The organism is Mongoliibacter ruber (assembly GCF_003003005.1).
GTDB classification, from domain to species: domain Bacteria; phylum Bacteroidota; class Bacteroidia; order Cytophagales; family Cyclobacteriaceae; genus Mongoliibacter; species Mongoliibacter ruber.
Window position 1 is genome coordinate 105,892 of the sequence record NZ_PVTR01000006.1, and the last position, 19,363, is coordinate 125,254.

19 protein-coding genes and 1 riboswitch are annotated in these 19,363 nt (G+C 39.3%); of the genes, 13 read left to right on the plus strand and 6 right to left on the minus strand.

What is annotated here, in order from left to right; all coding sequences use genetic code 11:
* Positions 1–199 precede the first annotated feature (199 nt).
* From CLW00_RS11115 to CLW00_RS11150, 7 genes are all read left to right on the plus strand, one after another.
* Positions 200–913, plus strand: coding sequence for a 2-phosphosulfolactate phosphatase (locus CLW00_RS11115; RefSeq protein WP_106133762.1), 714 nt, complete (start codon positions 200–202; stop codon positions 911–913).
* 122 nt (positions 914–1,035) lie between these two features.
* Positions 1,036–1,962 carry a ribose-phosphate pyrophosphokinase gene (locus tag CLW00_RS11120; protein ID WP_106133763.1) on the plus strand — a complete coding sequence of 309 codons (927 nt, stop codon included), beginning with the start codon at positions 1,036–1,038 and terminating at the stop codon, positions 1,960–1,962.
* 42 nt (positions 1,963–2,004) lie between these two features.
* Positions 2,005–2,577, plus strand: coding sequence for a 50S ribosomal protein L25/general stress protein Ctc (locus CLW00_RS11125; RefSeq protein WP_106133764.1), 573 nt, complete (start codon positions 2,005–2,007; stop codon positions 2,575–2,577).
* 82 nt (positions 2,578–2,659) lie between these two features.
* Positions 2,660–3,220 carry an aminoacyl-tRNA hydrolase gene (gene pth, locus CLW00_RS11130; RefSeq protein ID WP_106133765.1) on the plus strand — a complete coding sequence of 187 codons (561 nt, stop codon included), beginning with the start codon at positions 2,660–2,662 and terminating at the stop codon, positions 3,218–3,220.
* Between the two features lie 456 nt (positions 3,221–3,676).
* Positions 3,677–3,775, plus strand: a riboswitch (SAM riboswitch).
* Positions 3,776–4,110: 335 nt separating this feature from the next.
* Complete coding sequence (locus tag CLW00_RS11140; protein WP_106133767.1) at positions 4,111–5,280, plus strand: trans-sulfuration enzyme family protein; 1,170 nt, start codon at positions 4,111–4,113, stop codon at positions 5,278–5,280.
* A gap of 97 nt (positions 5,281–5,377) precedes the next feature.
* A complete protein-coding gene (locus tag CLW00_RS11145) occupies positions 5,378–6,613 on the plus strand; it encodes a serpin family protein (RefSeq protein WP_106133768.1) in 1,236 nt (411 codons plus the stop codon).
* Between the two features lie 3 nt (positions 6,614–6,616).
* On the plus strand, positions 6,617–7,294 hold the full coding sequence (locus tag CLW00_RS11150; RefSeq protein ID WP_106133769.1) for a hypothetical protein: 678 nt from the start codon (positions 6,617–6,619) through the stop codon (positions 7,292–7,294).
* Positions 7,295–7,416: 122 nt separating this feature from the next.
* Here the strand turns inward: CLW00_RS11150 and CLW00_RS11155 are convergent, their stop codons facing one another.
* On the minus strand, positions 7,417–7,683 hold the full coding sequence (locus CLW00_RS11155; RefSeq protein WP_106133770.1) for a ribbon-helix-helix domain-containing protein: 267 nt from the start codon (positions 7,681–7,683) through the stop codon (positions 7,417–7,419).
* 159 nt (positions 7,684–7,842) lie between these two features.
* On the opposite strand from CLW00_RS11155, the gene CLW00_RS11160 reads away from it, so the two are divergent.
* The 5 genes from CLW00_RS11160 (at position 7,843) to CLW00_RS11180 (ending at position 13,443) form a co-directional block, all read left to right on the plus strand.
* A complete protein-coding gene (locus tag CLW00_RS11160) occupies positions 7,843–8,721 on the plus strand; it encodes a phytanoyl-CoA dioxygenase family protein (RefSeq protein ID WP_106133771.1) in 879 nt (292 codons plus the stop codon).
* A gap of 12 nt (positions 8,722–8,733) precedes the next feature.
* Positions 8,734–10,740, plus strand: a complete 2,007-nt coding sequence (locus tag CLW00_RS11165) for an alpha-ketoacid dehydrogenase subunit alpha/beta (RefSeq protein WP_106133772.1) — start codon at positions 8,734–8,736, stop codon at positions 10,738–10,740.
* 97 nt (positions 10,741–10,837) lie between these two features.
* Positions 10,838–11,566 carry a lysophospholipid acyltransferase family protein gene (locus CLW00_RS11170; protein WP_106133773.1) on the plus strand — a complete coding sequence of 243 codons (729 nt, stop codon included), beginning with the start codon at positions 10,838–10,840 and terminating at the stop codon, positions 11,564–11,566.
* Between the two features lie 148 nt (positions 11,567–11,714).
* Positions 11,715–13,046 (plus strand): alpha-L-fucosidase, encoded by a 1,332-nt coding sequence (locus CLW00_RS11175; protein WP_245917246.1) that lies wholly within the window; start codon positions 11,715–11,717, stop codon positions 13,044–13,046.
* Positions 13,047–13,230: 184 nt separating this feature from the next.
* The gene (locus CLW00_RS11180) at positions 13,231–13,443 is read left to right on the plus strand and encodes a hypothetical protein (RefSeq protein ID WP_211300189.1); all 213 of its coding nucleotides are present in this window, start codon (positions 13,231–13,233) and stop codon (positions 13,441–13,443) included.
* Between the two features lie 38 nt (positions 13,444–13,481).
* Here CLW00_RS11180 and CLW00_RS11185 read toward each other — a convergent pair whose 3' ends face one another.
* Positions 13,482–14,840, minus strand: coding sequence for a transglutaminase-like domain-containing protein (locus CLW00_RS11185; protein WP_106133776.1), 1,359 nt, complete (start codon positions 14,838–14,840; stop codon positions 13,482–13,484).
* A gap of 383 nt (positions 14,841–15,223) precedes the next feature.
* Here CLW00_RS11185 and CLW00_RS11190 point away from each other — a divergent pair, with 383 nt between their 5' ends.
* The gene (locus tag CLW00_RS11190; RefSeq protein WP_106133777.1) at positions 15,224–15,640 is read left to right on the plus strand and encodes a rhodanese-like domain-containing protein; all 417 of its coding nucleotides are present in this window, start codon (positions 15,224–15,226) and stop codon (positions 15,638–15,640) included.
* A 30-nt stretch (positions 15,641–15,670) separates the two neighbouring features.
* On the opposite strand, the gene CLW00_RS11195 is transcribed toward CLW00_RS11190, so the two are convergent.
* From CLW00_RS11195 to CLW00_RS11210, 4 genes are all read right to left on the minus strand, one after another.
* Positions 15,671–16,402, minus strand: a complete 732-nt coding sequence (locus tag CLW00_RS11195) for a 3-keto-disaccharide hydrolase (protein WP_106133778.1) — start codon at positions 16,400–16,402, stop codon at positions 15,671–15,673.
* Between the two features lie 2 nt (positions 16,403–16,404).
* On the minus strand, positions 16,405–16,833 hold the full coding sequence (locus CLW00_RS11200; RefSeq protein ID WP_106133779.1) for a c-type cytochrome: 429 nt from the start codon (positions 16,831–16,833) through the stop codon (positions 16,405–16,407).
* Positions 16,834–16,848: 15 nt separating this feature from the next.
* Positions 16,849–17,901 carry a sugar phosphate isomerase/epimerase family protein gene (locus CLW00_RS11205; RefSeq protein ID WP_106133780.1) on the minus strand — a complete coding sequence of 351 codons (1,053 nt, stop codon included), beginning with the start codon at positions 17,899–17,901 and terminating at the stop codon, positions 16,849–16,851.
* Between the two features lie 107 nt (positions 17,902–18,008).
* Complete coding sequence (locus CLW00_RS11210; protein ID WP_106133781.1) at positions 18,009–19,178, minus strand: Gfo/Idh/MocA family protein; 1,170 nt, start codon at positions 19,176–19,178, stop codon at positions 18,009–18,011.
* Positions 19,179–19,363: the final 185 nt, after the last annotated feature.

A 19,363-nucleotide genomic window follows, 5' to 3' on the forward strand; every position in this document is an offset into this window, starting at 1 on the left:
TTTTTATTTGAAATAACTATGTCCCTCCAGAATTAAAGTTGATGCGCTTTCGTCACTAGTTTCTTTAGGAATAGCTAAAATGAGCACATTTTAGCAAAAATATAATGATCTATTTAATTGATCTTAATCGGCCAAAAAGCCAATCCCTCCCACCCCGAAATCCTTATCTTAAGGAAAATTAATAAAATCACCCCCAAAAATGAGAAAAGTTGAAGTTTGCTTAAGCCCCGAATTACTGCATCTCTATGATGTAGATGACAAAATTGTAGTTATTGTAGATATTTTTCGAGCCACCTCCACCATGATAGCCGCTTTGGCAAGTGGTGTAACAGGCATAGTCCCTGTGATGGATTTGGAAACTTGTAAAAGTTACAAGGAAAAAGGGTACATAATAGCCGGAGAGAGAGATGGGCAGAAAGCCCCTGGTTTTGAAATGGGAAACTCTCCAATAGCATACCTTGAAGGTGACTTCTTGGGTAAGAAAATAGCCATGACTACTACAAATGGTACAGTTGCCATTGAAAAAACAAAAAATGCAGCCCATTCTATTCTTATTGGAGCGTTTGTCAACATCTCAGCTACAACAAGATTCATTCAAAATCAAAAAAAGGATGTATTGATCTTATGCGCAGGTTGGAAAGGGAAGTTCAACCTTGAAGACTCCCTATATTCCGGAGCATTGGTGAGTAAGCTTCACCCTCACTTTCGTACAGACTGTGACAGTGCCATAGCCTTGAAAAGTTTGTTTGAGAGCAATTCACACCGACTTCAACTATTTATTGGACAAGCCTCTCATGCCAAGAGATTACAAAATCATGGTATAGAAAAGGATATTGACTTTTGTTTGGAAATGGACAAATATGATTTCACTGCCCTACTTCAAGGGAATGAAATTTCAATACACAAAGCATAAAGGTTGAAAAACAGAACAAAATTTCATAAACATCTTCTTCCAATTCAGAATGAGGGCAAATTTAATTACCTTTACAAGCATTCTGAAATCAATCATTTCACTGCAAAATCTACTCTACTATCATGACCGAGGTCAAATTATTTTCCGGTACAAACAGCAACGAATTAGCTGAAAAAATTTCCAAACATTACGGTAAAAGATTAGGAGACCTAACCATCTCCAAGTTTAGTGACGGTGAAATGTCGCCCAGCTTCAATGAATCTGTCAGAGGTTGTACTGTTTTCTTAATCCAATCAACCAATCCTTCTGCTGACAATCTATTAGAACTATGTTTGATGATAGATGCTGCCAAGAGAGCAAGTGCATACAAAGTCTGTACAGTAATCCCTTATTATGGATATGCAAGACAAGACAGAAAAGACAGACCTCGGGTATCTATCGCTGCCAAACTGATAGCCAACATGTTGACATCAGCAGGAGCAGACAGGATTATGACTTGTGACCTCCATGCTGGACAAATTCAGGGCTTTTTTGATATTCCTTTGGATCATTTGAATGGATCAGCTATCTTTGTGCCCTATTTGGAAGGGCTGAACCTGGACAACCTTATTTTCGCAGCCCCAGATGTGGGTGGTGTGGCAAGAGCGAGGTCTTATGCAAAGCATTTTGAAGTAGAAATGGTAGTCTGTGATAAGCACAGAAAAAGAGCCAATGAAGTGGCCTCCATGCAAGTAATAGGTGATGTTGAAGGAAAAGACGTTATCCTAATTGATGATTTGGTTGATACTGCAGGTACACTTTGTAAGGCAGCCCAGATTATCATGGATAAAGGTGCAAATTCCGTAAGGGCAATTGCTACACATGGTGTACTCTCCGGAAAAGCCTACGAAAACATTGAAAACTCAGTTTTGAAAGAATTGGTCATTACAGATACCATTCCATTGAAACAAAAGTCTTCAAAAATCAGAGTGCTATCAGTAGCTGATTTGTTTGCCAAAGCCATCCATGCGGTGACAGGAAACACATCTATAAGTGCACTCTTTATTTAAAAAGAAAAAATTTTATTCAATTATATACTTAAATCAAAACTTATGAAATCACTAGAGATTATAGGGTTTAAAAGAGCAAATCTCGACGGTGCAGACCTAAAGCAGATCCGTGAAGAAGGCAATGTTCCATGTGTAGTTTACGGACCTGCGATTAAAGAGCAGATTCATTTCTATACACCAGCCATTTTGTTTAAAGACTTGGTGTACACTCCTGATGTGCATATGGTAGACCTTAACGTAGAAGGCACCATCATGAAAGCAGTATTGAAAGATGCTCAGTTCCACCCGGTTTCTGAGGTTTTACTTCACGCTGATTTCTTGGCTTTCAGCGATGACAGAGCTATCAAATTTGAAATCCCTATATCCATTAAAGGTACATCACCTGGTATCATAAAAGGTGGTAAACTAGAGATCAAAACAAGAAAATTAGCTGTTAAAGGTTTGGCTTCAAACCTTCCAGACAAAATTGAAGTTGATATTTCTAATCTTGATCTTGGAAAATCATTCAAAGTTTCTGAATTGAAAGCAGAAGGTTTTGAGATTTTGACAAGCCCTAATGTTTCTATCGTTACTATCGGTATTCCTAGAGCACTTAGAGGTAAGAAAGCTGAATAAGCTGATTCAAACATGTATTATCCAAAATCCTGCTTATTACTTAAGCAGGATTTTTTATTTTTAACACCTGATTATTTATCATATGAAATATCTAATAGTCGGCTTAGGAAATATCGGGCCTGAATATGAATTAACCAGACACAATGTAGGTTTTTTGACCTTGGACAGGCTAGCTGACCAATTCGGAGCACAATGGAAAAGCGGTAGACTAGCATTTACTGCCGAATTCAAACATAAAGGAAGGTCTTTCTATTTGATCAAGCCCACCACCTATATGAACTTGAGTGGGAAAGCTGTCAATTATTGGATGAAAGAATTGAATATTGCCAAAGAAAATATTTTGGTTGTTGTCGATGATGTAGCACTGCCTTTTGGTAAGCTGAGGATGAGAGGAAAAGGCTCTTCAGCAGGCCACAACGGATTAAAGAACATTGAAGCTTTGACAGGTGGACAAGATTATCCAAGGCTGAAATTTGGCATTGGAGACGACTTCCCCAAAGGCAGACAGGTAGATTATGTATTGGGAAGGTGGTCCCAAAACGAAATCAATGAATTACCGATTTTTATGGATAAAGCTGTAGAAATGATCATTGCCTTTGGTACTATAGGCATCAATATGACTATGACTCAGTTTAATGAATGATAAAATGATATATACTTCGTGATATAAAATTGAAATACACTTCGTGAAATAAATTGATATATGCCCCTACCTGCGGCAGGCGGGTTCGGTGAAATAACCTCAACTTACAAACGCTTTTCATGGCTCCTAAACACGCCAAATGCAGAATATTATTTCTACCGTATTTCTATTTTATGTATACCCGCTTTCATACCAGTAGAATCTAAATAATAGAATTAACCTGTGATTTCGAACCAATATAGAATAAATATCCAGTCTCTATTAGTATCAGTTTGCCAAAAAACAATCGTTTAATTGATTAGTGGCATGATTACGGATAATCATATTTTATTTATACTATATTTCAATAGTATTTCAACCAAATTTCAATAGTATTTTTATCAATTGAGAAAGTATTAAGAGTAAATTTTTGATTTCAACTTTTTCAAAACTTACTTTGCAATCACTTCAGGAAAAGATTTATAAAGAAGAGGTAAGAGATCAGGCTCAGAGACCCTCTGGCAACCATCCGCTAGGAAAGGTGCCAAGACCTGCCCAAAAAGGGAACTATAAACCGGAAATTATGCGATTGATTCAGCTTTTCATCTTATTTAATAAATTCATTCTGATACACGGTTTTGGTATCAAATACGAAGTACGATGTATCAAGAATGGGAACATGGCTAATTCCAATATTGGTCATGCTATAAAACAGGCAAATACCACTTCTTTAACTCCCCTAGCACAAGATCAGAATTCCAGCTTATCTCAATCTCACTTTATTTATTTCAACCTTATCCCGGATCACTTCGCTCTCGGGACTTACGCTAAAGCTCCAGTTTCTACTCTATTTCTATAATAATTCTATCGTATCTGAATTATATTTCAACCATACTCAATTGTAATATTCCATGTCACATTTCGAAACCGACGCCATCCGCATTGCCGCTTCCAAATCAAACCAAAGAGAGCACTCTGCACCGCTATATCTTTCTTCCAGTTTTACATTTGATTCCGCTGAGGAAGCAAGAGCGATGTTCGCAGAAGAGATCGAAGGTAATATCTATTCACGTTATGCGAACCCAAACTCTACAGACCTGATCCAGAAAGTTTGTGCAGCAGAGGGCACAGAAGATGGTATTGCAACAGCTTCTGGCATGGCGGCTATGTTTGGCAGTATGGCAGCCCTGCTACAGCAAGGGGATCATATTTTGGCATCCAGGTCGTTATTTGGCTCTACCCACCAACTCTTAACCAGGGTATTTCCGAAATGGGGAATAAGTTCTACCTATGGCGATATTTCGGATATAAAAAACTGGGAAAAGCTCATTCAGCCCAATACCAAAATGTTGTTTATTGAAACACCTTCCAATCCAGGTTTGGAAATCATCGACTTGGAATGGGCAGGGAAATTTGCGGCCACACATAAACTGATTTTAGTTGTGGACAATTGTTTTGCAACCCCCTATTTACAACAACCAGCAAAATGGGGAGCGCATATTGTCACCCATTCTGCAACCAAATTTATCGACGGACAGGGTCGTGTCTTGGGTGGATTGATATTGGGCAATAAAGAATTGATCCAAGATGTTCAGTTTTTTGCTCGTCATACAGGCCCTTCCATATCACCTTTCAATGCATGGATTTTGGCAAAAAGTATGGAAACCTTAGCCGTCAGGATGGATAGACATTGTGAAAGTGCTCTGAGAATCGCTGAATATTTTGAAAGCAATTCCGAACTGGAAAATGTCAAGTACCCTTTTTTGAAAAGTCATCCTCAGTATGAATTGGCCAAAAAACAGATGAAACTCGGTGGTGGTATTATTACACTTTCACTAAAGGGCGGTATTTCCAGAGCCCAACGATTTATTGACCAATTGCAAATGATATCTGTGACCGCCAATCTCGGTGACAGCCGCAGCATCATCACGCATCCTGCCTCCACTACGCATAGCAAGTTGAGCGAAGAGGAAAGGGCCAAAGTAGGTATTTCAGATGGTCTTATTCGCTTGTCTGTAGGGCTTGAGCATCACGAAGATATAACCAAGGATATAGAAAGGGCTTTGGAAAAATCGAAGTAAGCCAATATAGGCACCATCAAGTGCTACATTTTGACATCAATGTGTAGCACTTCTGCCCCTTCTGGCGTCTTGTACATGTAACCAAGCTTTACACGCCATGAAAACGCCTGTCATCTTCGCGCTCTCCTTACTTTTCCTAAGCATTTCATGTATTGAAAATCAGGAACAAATTCCCAGAGAGGCCAATCTTCGAACGCTCTCTCAAGAAGAAATAGAATTGTCAGGTGCCTGTTCTTCATTTGCTATTGACTTGTTTCATCAGCTGAATGATGAAAATGAGCCTAACCAATTTTTCAGCCCATACAGTATCCATCAAGCATTGTCAATGACCATGAATGGCAATGCCAATCCTGTACTCCAGGAATATATCAAAACGCTTCGTTATGATAACCTCAGCGTAGAAGAAGCCAATAGAGGCTCCAGGGACTTAAGACAGTTTCTTACCCAAGTAGACCTGACGATTGCCAATGCCATCTGGTACAAGGAAGAATATCAAGTGAAAGCTCCGTTTGTAACTACTGCTAAAGACTATTATGACGCGGAAGTCGCTCCTCTTCAGATGATGGATCCCAATTCAGTTAAAATCATCAACAACTGGGTAGAACAAAAAACTAAGGGCATGATCAGGGATATTCTGGATATGATCCCTCCCAATGCAGTCATGTATTTGGTCAATGCCATCCACTTCAAGGCAGATTGGAAATATCAGTTTGACGCTAAAAAAACTAAAAAGGAAGCATTTTACCCAAGACCTTCCTCCTCCGTGCAGGTGGAAATGATGGATTCCAATGAACCTGCTACTTTCAAAACCTACTTGGGCAATGGTTACCGGTATCTAGAAATCCCATACAGCACGGGTCAATACAATATGGCTGTTCTGTTCAATGAATCAGGTGATTTGACGCAAGTAGCCTCTGCTTTGAATATGGAAAATTACAGCAAATGGATCAATGAAAGCCAGGAAGCAAATTTTATATTGAAAATGCCCAAATTCAAAATGGGCTATAAAATGGAAAATATGGCGAACGACTTAGCTGATATGGGATTGGTGACACCTTTTGGATTTCATGAGGACAACTTTACTGAATTGTTTGACAATCCTACTGACTTATTGAAAATATCCCGTGTAATTCATGATGCAATGATCGAGGTCGATGAAAAAGGAAGCGAAGCTGCGGCTGCCACTGTCGTCGAAGTCATCGAACGCTTTAGCGCCGGCCCTTCTGCACCTTCAGTCATTACCTTGGATAAACCCTTTATTTTTATGATCCAAGAAAAACACAGTGGTGCAATTTTATTCATGGGTAAACTTGGTGATCCCTCAAAACTATAATTCATGCGTAATTCAGTTCCACTTTTAGTGATTTTGGGGTTAATCACTTTATTGTCCTGCACTGATGAACCCGAGCTCTCCACAAGCACTTGTGGGGATGCTTTTGTATACAACAGTGGAACAGATAGTTTCACTTTGCGAGCAGTGCCTAGAAGTGTATGGATAGAATTGGAAGACCCTGAAAATCCAGAAGTTCAAATTGCGGCTTTGTTTGCTGAATATACTTTTTTGGATGACACCACATTTCCTCAGGGGAATTATTTGAACAGGTTTCCTGCACTTCTCAAAAGCACGAGTTGTGAAAGCCTATATGAAGCATTGGAAATCCTCAATCAAGATGAAAAGATTGCTGCAGCAACGCCAAGGCTGAAGCTGGAAGGACCGGGTATTTTTGACAATACGCCCTGGATACTGGTGAATACAGTTTCTATTCAACCTTTTGATGCCAGTGATGATGCTATGATAGTGGAATGGGCAGAAATTCAAGGCTTGGAATTAAAAAATGAATCATTTGGCACCTTGAGGTTTCGGGTAAAAGAAGTCAGAAGTGGCTTTGAACCCTTGGAAATCGCCATAAAAGCCCAAAACGAGCTCGATGTAAAATGGGCTTTGGCTGATTTCATAGTGCCTATATTTCGGGGTTCTCATGCAAAAAAAAAATTAACTATTTTGCAGGTCTAGAAATTCTCTATCATAATCTTTACTGTGATGTAAAACTCTAATAATATAAATACCTTTCGGACTGCAATAACCCAAATCTATAAATTCCAAATTCAAAAATTGAAACCAAATCTTTTTCAGCTTCATTTGAAAGTATAATTTTCACCATCAGAAGATATCTTACTTTTGACTTTTTCGATAATATCTTTAACTGAACTTTGACTTTCATCTGATTCGATCCCTTTTTGGATCGGATCTTTCAACTCCAAAAATTTATTAACCCGAACTTGATCTTGGCTGATCAAATGACGAATATATTCGGATTCATTTGTGAAATCACCATTCTCAATTTGGGATTTGATCCATTGATCCTGCTTCTTAGTAAAAGATAAGGTTTTTCTTACAATCATAATTTGCACCAATAGTATGAATATAGATGCAATATAATGAATATTTCACACGACCTTTTCCTTTAATTGATAACTAAAAACCAACATCACTACATTTAAGAAAAAACCATTTTTTACCTCCCTCCTTTTTCTTACTTTTTAGTCCAATCCAAAATACCTATGAAAGACCTATCCAAAATCCATCAACCCATTACAGAATTATTTCCTCAGCCAAAATCTTCAAGAGATTGGGAAAAATACAGGCTAAGTCAGGAGCAACTGGATTTTTTCCATGAAAATGGCTACCTCAGCGGAATCAAATTACTTGATGAGCATCAAATAGAGGTGTTGCGCTCGGAACTGGAAAAGTTACAAGACCCTGAACATCCCCTCAACCACCTTTTCCACGAATACCATAGCAATGAATCTGATGATCCAAACACCGTCCTTTTCCATTCTTTAGGGCATTGGAGGATTTCACCTGCCTTTCATGATGTCATTTGGAATCCTGCTTTTGTGATGGCCGCTTACCAATTGCTTGGAGAAAGAGGTTTGAGATTTTGGCATGACCAATTGTTTTGTAAACCTGCCAAACACGGTGGTGTGGTGGCTTGGCATCAAGACTATTCTTACTGGACCAGAACCATCAAAATGCAGCATTTGACTTGTTGGTGTGGACTCGATGATGCAGATGAAGAAAATGGCTGTTTACACTATATCCCAAAAAGCCATACATGGGGCCTATTGGAAAAACCTGCCTTGGCAGGAGATATGGATGGATTGAAAGCCTTTATGACCGAGGATCAATTGAAAAACTTTAAACCCATTGCCATTCCTTTGAAAGCTGGATATGCAACTTTTCACCACCCCTTGATGGTCCATGGCAGTTATGCCAACCGCTCCGAAAGAAGCCGTAGGGCATTTGTATTGAATGCTTTTGCAGACGGTACCATTTCCAATTCAGATGAAGAATTGCTCAAAGGAGTTCCTGTAATATCAAAAGGTGAAAAAATGGAAGGGCAATTTTTTCCCTTGCTATTTTCGGCTAATTTGGTGTAAAATTTCAGCACTATGACCAACCCAAATGTAGCCGAGAGCCCCATTTTGTTCAAAAAAGGAAGATTTAAAAAGGAAACTTTACTTAAGTTGTATGAATCCCTCTTGATGCCTCGAAGGATAGAGGAAAAAATGCTCATACTACTTCGTCAGGGTAAAATCTCAAAATGGTTTAGCGGTTGGGGACAGGAAGCTATATCCATTGGAGCCGTAGAAGCCTTGTCAAAAGATGAATTTATCCTGCCCATGCACCGAAACTTAGGGATTTTCACAGGCAGAGGCATCCCACTCGAAAGACTTTTCGCTCAGTTTCAGGGTAAAAAATCTGGATTTACCAAAGGCCGTGACAGGTCATTTCACTTTGGATCTACAGAACACCATATTGTGGGAATGATTTCGCATTTAGGTCCGCAAATGGCTATTGCTGATGGCATAGCGTTGGCACATAAACTTTCGAAGGAAAAGAAAGTATGCCTCGTGTTTACTGGTGACGGAGCAAGTTCGGAAGGAGATTTCCATGAAGGACTCAATGTAGCGGCAGTTTGGAAATTACCAGTGATTTTTGTGGTTGAGCATAATGGATACGGCTTGTCCACCCCAAGTGAGGAACAGTTTGCTTTCAAGCAATTTATAGACAAAGGCCCAGGATATGGCATGGAGTCTGTGAAAATTGACGGAAATAATATCCTTGAAGTTTATCAGACTATCCAAAATCTGGCCAGTGATATCAGAAAAAATCCAAGACCTGTCTTGGTAGAAGCAGTTACCTTTAGGATGCGGGGTCATGAAGAGGCCTCTGGAACCAAATATGTCCCAAAAGAACTCATGTCAACTTGGGCGATGAAAGATCCTGTTGAAAATTACGAGAGATTTTTAGAGGAAAATGGAATTCTAACTTTAGAAGAAAAAAGTCGCATAAATGACAAAATCAAAATAGCCATCAATGAAGGTCTTGAAAAAGCATTTGCTGAAGAAAACATAATCCCTAATTCAGAAGAAGAATTTAACGATTTATTTGCACCTTTTACGCAGAGAGTAATCCCAGCGGCTGAAAGTTTGAAATCAGAAAAACGTTTTGTAGATGCGATTTCGGATGCTTTGAAGCAATCCATGGAAAAATATCCAAACTTAGTCCTTATGGGGCAGGATATTGGAGACTATGGTGGTGTTTTCAAAATTACAGATGGATTTGTGGTGCAATTCGGGAGAGACAGGGTTAGAAATACACCTTTGTGTGAGAGCGCTATCATCGGCACTGCATTAGGACTTTCTATTCAAGGCTATAAAGCAATGGTGGAAATGCAATTTGCAGATTTTGTATCAGTAGGTTTCAATCAAATCGTCAATAATCTTGCAAAGATCCATTACCGTTGGGGCCAAAATGCAGATGTGGTAGTACGTATGCCGACAGGAGCCGGTGTGGCAGCGGGTCCTTTTCATTCCCAATCCAATGAGGCCTGGTTTTTCCATACTCCAGGATTAAAAATCGTCTATCCATCCAATCCTTACGATGCCAAAGGTTTGCTAAATGCTGCGTTGGAAGACCCTAACCCTTATTTGTACTTTGAGCATAAAGCTTTGTATCGATCTCTTTCCGAAACTATACCTGACGATTATTACACCATTGAAATAGGGAAAGCACAGCTTGTCAGAAACGGTAATACTGTCAGCATCATCACCTATGGTATGGGTGTGCATTGGGCCAACACTATAGTAGATGAAATGGAATGTGATGCAGACATTGTTGACCTGAGGACACTTTTACCTTGGGATAAAGAAGCTGTACAACAAAGTGTCAAAAAAACCGGCAAAGTCATTTTTCTACAAGAAGACTGTTTGACCGGTGGTATTGGCGCTGAAATATGCGCATGGATCTCAGAAAATTGTTTTGAATACCTGGATGCACCGGTAATGAGAGAAGGCAGCCTTGACACCCCAGTTCCATTTGCACCTTCCCTCGAAAAAAACTTCCTCCCTGTAGAAAGATTCAAGAAAAAGCTACAAGATCTAATTGTCTATTAAAAAAGAAACCCCTGAGAACCGATCTCAGGGGTTGTTTGCAAGCAAAGAGTGAAAGATTTTATTACGATACTCCAAAAGTAACCAAAGTCTAAGGATTATGAAAATCTTCCAATGGATTTATACAGTTTATGCCGCTGTATTATTTGTTGTTTTGATGTTGGCATTCAGTTTATTTATCATTTTGCCTTTGGTCATCAGTCCAAGGGGAGGCAAGGTATCTTTCGTGTTTATCCGCCTTTGGGCATCAACGTGGTCTTTTTTGGTGGGGATCAGGTATGAAGTGCATGGCAGGGAATTTATCAAGCCCCTTCAACCTTATATTTATATTTTCAATCACAGGTCATTCATAGATGCTCCTGTGATACCGATGGCCATCCGGCAAGAGGTCAGAGCAATTGGGAAAAAAGAGCTTTCCAAAGTCCCTGTTTTTGGTTTGATTGTATCCAGAGTAGCCGTTTGGGTTGACAGGAAAGATGCCTCATCAAGAAAAGCTTCTGTAGCTGTATTGTTGGGTATTTTGAAAAAAGGAATCTCAATAGTTGTCGCGCCGGAAGGTACAAGAAACAATACTTCCCAAGCTTTACTTCCTTTTCAGCGTGGAGCCTTTAGAATTGCTATAGAAACAGGAACACCTATCATGCCTATGGCAGTAATAGGAGCAGATAAAATAATGCCGCGGGGGTCACTACTCATGAGACCAGGTAAAGTAAAGGTTTACTTTTCAACTCCTATTGAACCCAAAAAATACCAAAATGAAGAAGGCTATATAGCCTTGGCCGATAAATGTTTCAATCGACTTGAAGCAATGATTTTGACACATGAATAAAAATACAACCTACTTTGTCTTTGGACAATTGCTCTAAAGATCATTCTTTTTCAAAGTCGCGTATTATTTTGACCATTAACCCATTATATTTTTAAATGATGGTAAAAATTCACTACATTTTTCATCAATTAAAACCCAAACACCCGAAATGATGAAAAGGAAACCACTCGTTTTAATATTGCTCATTACCTTGGTATTGAGTACCCCTGTTTTTTCCCAAAAAGACTATGTACCCTCACCGGAAAATCTCAAAAATAGGGAATGGTTTCAGGACAATAAATATGGACTCTTTGTACACTGGGGTGTTTATTCTGTGATGGCTGGAGGCGGCGATATGGGCATTGCCGAATGGATCATGAATCAAAAACAAATCCCAATCGTGGCCTATGAAAATCTCCCTGGCTTTTTTAATCCAATAGCATTCGATGCGGAAGAATGGGTAGCTACTGTCAAAAAAGCCGGGATGCGGTACATCACCATTACCTCAAAACACCATGACGGTTTTGCAATGTATGACTCAAAGGTCTCTGACTATAATATTGTCAACAGTACACCATTTAAAAGAGATGTTTTGAAGGAGTTGAAAGATGCCTGTGATAAAGAAGGCATCAAACTATTTTTCTACTACTCACAACTGGACTGGCACCATCCTGATTACTATCCTAGAGGCAACACCGGGAAGGGATATACAGGGCGTCCTGACTCTGGCGAATGGAGAAAATACATTGATTATATGAAGGATCAATTGACCGAGCTGTTGACCAATTACGGGGAAATTGGAGGGATCTGGTTTGATGGTCAATGGGATAAATATGAAGAAAACTGGTATTTGGATGAGATCTACAGCCATATTCACAGTATTCAGCCAGGAGCCCTTATTGGTTCCAACCACCATTTGGCTCCTTTTCCTGGAGAAGATTTCCAAATGTTTGAAAGAGATCTACCTGGTGAAAACACCATGGGATTCAATAAAGGCGCTGAAATTTCTCAAGATATCCCTTTAGAAATGTGCGAAACCATGAATGGAAGTTGGGGCTATAACATCAAAGATAGAAGGTTCAAAAGTTCCTCTCAATTGTTAGAGACCATGATCAGAGCCGCTGGTTATGGTGCCAACTTTTTACTCAATACCGGCCCACTTCCTGACGGAACGATTCAGTCAGAAAATGTAGACACGCTAATGGTAATGTCCAAATGGCTGGATAAATATGGAGAGACTATCTATGGGACCCGAAAAGGCCCTATTACACCTAGAGCTTGGGGAGTAAGCACGCAAAAAGACAATAAGGTTTTTATTCATTTGCTTGCTTGGAAAGATGAATCCATCCTAATCCCAACAATTGGAAACAAAGTGAAAACCGCGAAATTCTTTGCTGACAATAGTAACATAAAGTATTCTGAGAGCAAAGAAGGGATTTTACTGACAGTGCCATATGATAAAAGGAAGCCTTTGGAGACAATTGTGGTGCTGGAATATTGAAAAATGAGGTGGTTTTAACTTGAAGTAGTCTCCATTTGAGAAGATATGGATTGAAAAAAATTGAAACTCGAGAATATTGTGATCCTCTATTTGTATAAGTGATGACTAGATATCATATCAATTTTGATTACATTAGATTTCAATAGAGAATTATTCACGTACAAAAACCACCTTTATGAAATTTATGAAAAATTTAAAATCCTTGCTCCTTCTCGTATTTGCAATGGGATTTCTATTCGCAGTTGCTACTACCAGCTGTGGCCCCAAAAAAGCTGAATCTGACACAGAACAAGTAGAAGAACATCCTTCAGAGAGCGAAGAGCATCCATCAGAGGACGAACATCCATCGGGAGGTGACGAACACCCATCAGGAGGCGATGAACATCCGTCCAATTGATAAAAAAGTAATGGCAGCCAAAAGGCTGCCATTTTTTTTTATAATTGCTTCCTTACAAAGGAAAAGGTAGTTTTAGGAAAAAGCTCTCCACTTTCTGACTCCATTATTGGATAGGCTAAAAAATTAATAGGCCCTGACTTAGGTCCTGGTTCTACTACGAGATCTCTGCCCTGACTTAACTCAATCCTATTTGCAGGGTGTCTGCCAAAATAATATGTCGCCAAGGCGGTGTATTTGTTACCCTCAGAAATATCTACTGGCCACCACTTCCCTTCTGCATAGAATTCTGCCCAACAATGATACCCGTCAATCCCTCCATCATCCCTATCAGAAGGAATAGATGCTCCAATTGAAAAACGTGCAGGGATATCTATTGACCTTGCCAAAGAGATAAAAAGCGAATGAAATTCAGTACAGTTTCCTGTCTTTGAATCACAGGCGAGAACGGAGTTTCCAGTTCCGTATTCACCAAATTTCATATAACGCATATTGTCTATGATGTAATCGTACAATGCCCTTGCGTGTACCAATTTACCTTGACTTTCTTTTCCTTTGATAGCTTCCTCCGCTATTTCGCTAAACCTCCCTCCTATTGGCATCAATAAATTTGGTTGAAGGTATCTGGCATCGACTTCACCCTTTACTTCGTATGGATTCTTCTCTTTCCTTTTTACATCATAAATAAGTTCAATCCTCTTACCGGAATCTTCAGGTGATAATTCTAAGTAAACTACTTTGTTACCGAATTCTTTTTCATCCAGAATTTTATGCGTGACAGGAATGTCCATTGAAATAAGGTCAACCTGTTGAAAATTGTCTGTTTTAGCAAGTGGAATCCAAGCCTTTGCAGTTTGGGTTATTTGAGGAATCACAGCTTCATACTTGAATTCAAAATCATCTGTCCCCTCGACTACTCCCAGTAATTCTGTAGATGCTGCCTCCACAGGTACTCTTCTCCAAGTCTTATCTACTACTTGTTTCCATGTATAAAATGGCTTCCCATTCAATTTATGTAAAGAAGTCTCTGTCACAGTCATATTGCCAGGTTGTCCCTCAAGAAAAAAATCCACATCATACACATCCCCTTTTTCATCGGCAAGATCCACACAGGCAAAATGTTTTTGCGGACCGAGATTGGAAAGATATTCAGTATGCACCCTCACGAGTTTCAATCTTAACTCATGTTTTTCATCATTGATCAAAAAGAATCCATCATTGGATTTTGTCTCTTTTTCGATATAAGCTTTAATCCCTTCCTCTATTTCTTCAATTGAAACTTTCTCTGTGGTAGTCTCTGCACCAACATCAGTTTCTTTTTTTTGCTCACCTTTATTGCAAGATGAAAAAATCAGAAATATACAAAGCAGAGAAATATTCAGAATTTTAGTTGACTCCATGGGCAGTATCCAGTATTTGATTTATATAACAAGATTGAAAGAATCTGTACTTTTTCCAATTCAATTACAGATTTTGATTTATGTATATCCGCTTTCATAACAGTAGAATCTAAAAAATAGAATTAACCTGTGAATTCGAACCAATATAAATAAATATCCAACTCGCCTCCCAGAGCGCAGGTATCTATTAGTATCAGTTTGCCATAAAACAATCGTTTAATTTATTAGTGGCATGATTGCGGATAATCATATTTTGATTTTTATGAATATATGTTGTCAAAATCCAAATGCTTTATGTCTAGACTCCTTACCTATGTCCTTGAGTCCAATTCTCTCAATTTTTAAAAGAATTTATTTAAATTTGAAATTCAACCATCTATCATATGAAGAATAAGATAAACATTTTACTTGGTCTTGGCATTTTTCTTTTATCTCTTGGAGCATGCGAGGTCAAATCCCAAAAAGACCAATCATCAGAACAGGTTGCTGTTCAAAATGTAGATTCGGATACCTTCCTGAAGTTAATCTCAGAGGGGGATGGCATCCTGATAGATGTAAGGACTGAAGAGGAGATGTCAAATGGCGTCATCGGTGATCCTGTTAAAATCGATTTTTCCGATAAGGATTTTTACCAAGAACTAGATCAATTGCCTAAGGATACAGAAATCTACTTTTATTGCGCTGTTGGTGGCAGAAGCGGTAAGGCTGCCGAATACCTGATCAGCAAGGGATATCAAAATGTATACAACTTAAAAGGGGGCTACGACGAATGGGTAAAAAATGGTTATCCTAAAAATTAAAAAAGCCGGAATTTCATCCGGCTTAATTTTTTATAATTCTTTTACTCTGATATTTCTAAACCAGACTTCATCTCCATGGTCTTGAAGAGCAATTTTACCCTTACGGTATTTTGCAAAACCAGGCATGTCTTTGAATTTAGAACTTGCCACCATTTCTTCCCATTCAGGAGTCCATAGGCTGGTAGACACTACCATCACACCGTTCAAGTGCAATTCAAGTTCTCCGTTATTGACAATGATTTCAGCTAGATTCCATTCACCAATAGGTTTTACAGTCTCCTCACTTGACTCGATCAAGTCATAAAGGTCTCCTGCTCTGTGAGATACTATTTTGGCATCTGGGTGTCCATCATTATCAAGAATCTGCATTTCCAAGCCAGTCATCCATGGATAGGAATATTCTTCTGATTCATGTACCAGAAAAATGATCCCACTGTTGCCGTCTTTTGCAATCTTCCACTCTAATTGGAAGTGAAAATTTTCAAACTCATCTACAGTCACAATATCACCAGCATCTCCAGGCTCCCAGTTATCTTTATTGGCAGCGTCTAAGTATAAATTCCCGTTTTCAATTTTCCAGGCATTACCGACTTCTCCTCCACCATATTTTTTCCAACCTTCGAAGGTGTTTCCGTCAAATAGATTTCTCCATTCACTTTCTTCAACTTCAATCTCGGTAGATTCTGCTGTCTGTTCAGATGGTCCTCCACATGCGAATGTCAGCGCAGCACCTATCATCAGCAAGGATCCTAAGTTTTTCATGACTATTTCTTAAGAAGTAAAACGTATTTTACAACTGCTTCTACATCATCATTATCCAAGTGAGGATGAGCAGGCATAGGAACTTCACCCCATACGCCTACATTACCCTTAATAACTCTGGAAGTCAACAATTCAACATTTTCAGCTGTATTTTCATACTTTTCGGCTACATCAGCATAAGAAGGACCGACAATCTTTCTTTCGACCATATGGCATGCCGTACAGCCCGCCTCTTTGGCTTTGGCAGAACCTGCTACAAAAACAGGATCGTCTTTGTACTTATCTTCAAGACTTTGAGTGGCTGCTGGTGCTGGAGAAGAAGTTGTACTTGTAGTCTCTGAAGTAGAGGAACTTGAACCTCCACCACCGCATGCATAAGTAAATGAGGCAATCGCTATCATTCCGAATGCCAAAGATTTAATTGATTTCATATTTGATTAAATTGATTAGATACCTAAAATTTTCTTGTTAAACTCTTCATCAGCACCCCTACCTGCAAAGTCGTCAAATGCTTTTTCGGTTACTCTGATTAAGTGGTCAGAAATAAACTGTGCTCCTTCTATTGCTCCTTGTTCAGGATGCTTGATGGCACATTCCCATTCTAACACCGCCCAACCATCAAAGTCATACTGTGAAAGTTTGCTAAAGATACCACTAAAATCTACTTGTCCATCACCAAGAGAACGGAATCTTCCAGCCCTATCTACCCAGCCTTGGAACCCACCATATACTCCCTGCTTGCCTGTAGGGTTGAATTCCGCATCTTTTACGTGGAACATTTTGATTCTTTCATGATAAAAATCAATGAATTGAAGGTAGTCCAAGCACTGCAATACAAAATGACTTGGATCATATAAAATATTCGCTCTTTTGTGGTTGTCTACTTTTTCCAAAAACATCTCAAAAGTAATCCCATCATGCAAATCTTCTCCTGGATGAAGCTCATAACATACGTCTACACCGTGATTATCAAATTCATCTAGAATAGGCTTCCACCTCTTTGCGAGTTCGGTAAATCCTGTATCGACCAAGCCTGCTGGTCTTTGGGGCCAAGGATATACCGTATGCCACATCAATGCACCCGAGAAAGTCGCATGTGCAGTTAACCCTAAGTTTGCTGACGCCTTGGCTGCAAACTTTAGTTGTTGGCTTGCCCATTCAGCTTTGCCTTTAAGATTACCTGCAAGGTTTGAAGGAGCAAAACCGTCAAAAAGCTCATTATAAGCGGGGTGAACGGCCACCAACTGACCTTGTAGGTGAGTTGAAAGCTCAGTGATTTCCAAACCTGCATCATTGACTATTCCTTTTATTTCATCCGCATAGGTTTTACTTTCTGCTGCTTTTTGAAGGTCTATCATTCGGCTATCCCACGAAGGAATCTGTACGCCTTTATAGCCGACATTGGACATCCATTCGCAGATGGACTTAAGTGAATTAAACGGGGCCACATCATCAGCAAATTGTGCTAAAAATATCGCCGGTCCTTTTATGGTTTTCATAGGTCTATTGATTTTTGATATTTAAAGTTATTAGATTTTATCTCTTAAAAGAAAAAAAACTGGTATTCTGGCAGATCGCTCAATACAAAACACCAGGGAATTTCAATTTATTTTTCCACAATAAATGGCGTCCATTTCTGGTCTGAAGCCGAACTGGCAAGAACGAGTTCTATAAATGCCATTCCTCTGATCCCATCTTCCGCTCCAGGGAAATCCCGCCATTCAGCCTTAGGTTCTTCACCTTTTCTCAGTGCATAAATACAACGTGCAAAATTTCTATAAATGTTGGCAAAGGCCTCTATATAGCCTTCTGGGTGACCTGCTGGAGTTCTTGTATTTTCATTTGCCATAGAACCCAGATAACCTGTACCAGCCCTGTAGGTCTCTGCAGCTTTATTAGGCCATCTTACGACCAATGAATTATTGTCCTCTTGTTGCCATTCCAACCCTCCTTTATCTCCATAAACACGTATTTTGAGGTTATTTTCACAGCCAGTATCTACTTGAGATGCTGTCAGAATACCTGAAGCATTATTTTCAAATCTCATCAAAACCGCTCCATCATCGTCTATCGGCCTACCTTCCACCTTGATATCCAGGTCTGCACAGATTTTGGCTACCTGCATACCTGTGACATATTCAGCAAGATTAAACGCATGGGTTCCGATATCACCAAAGCAACCTGCTTTCCCATTTCTAGCAGGATCTGTACGCCACTCCGCTTGTTTGTTGTTCTCGTGTTCGAGCAATTTGTAAAGCCAGCCTTGTGGGTACTCTACATATACTTTCTTGACCGTTCCGATCTCACCATTGGCGATCATCTGCTTCATCTGCTTGATCATCGGGTACCCGGTGTAGGTATGGGTCAAGCAAAATAACTTATCACTCTTTTTAATAATCTTGTACAGTTCTTTTGCCTCATCATAAGTCAGTGTCATGGGCTTGTCCAATACCACATGGAAGCCATTTTCCAAGGCTTTTTTGGTGGGATCAAAGTGGACATTATTTGGTGTAACAATACTGATTATGTCTATCCTTTCACCCTCAGGAAGTAGAAGTTCCTTCTGAATCATCTCGTCATATGAGGAATAAACCCTAGAAGGATCGATCATAAGTTCTTCACCCGCTTGTTTAGATTTGTCCGGATTACTGCTGAAAGCACCTGCTGTGAGTTCGATCAAACCGTCCATCAGAGCTGCACTTCTATGAATTGCACCAATAAATGCACCCGGACCTCCTCCGACCATTCCCATTTTGAGTTTCTTTTGTATTGCCATTTCTATTTGGTTTAATGGTTTCAGTATAAATTTATTTTGGGATAATTTTCTGTAAGATAAATCATGTATTTGAATCGCTTAAATACCATTTTAAATAATTGATCAATAGCGGTAAGATGTTATGAATGGTAAAAGAATGAAACACCAATTTACTTACTTGAACTTATATTTTAAAATCCTTAAAA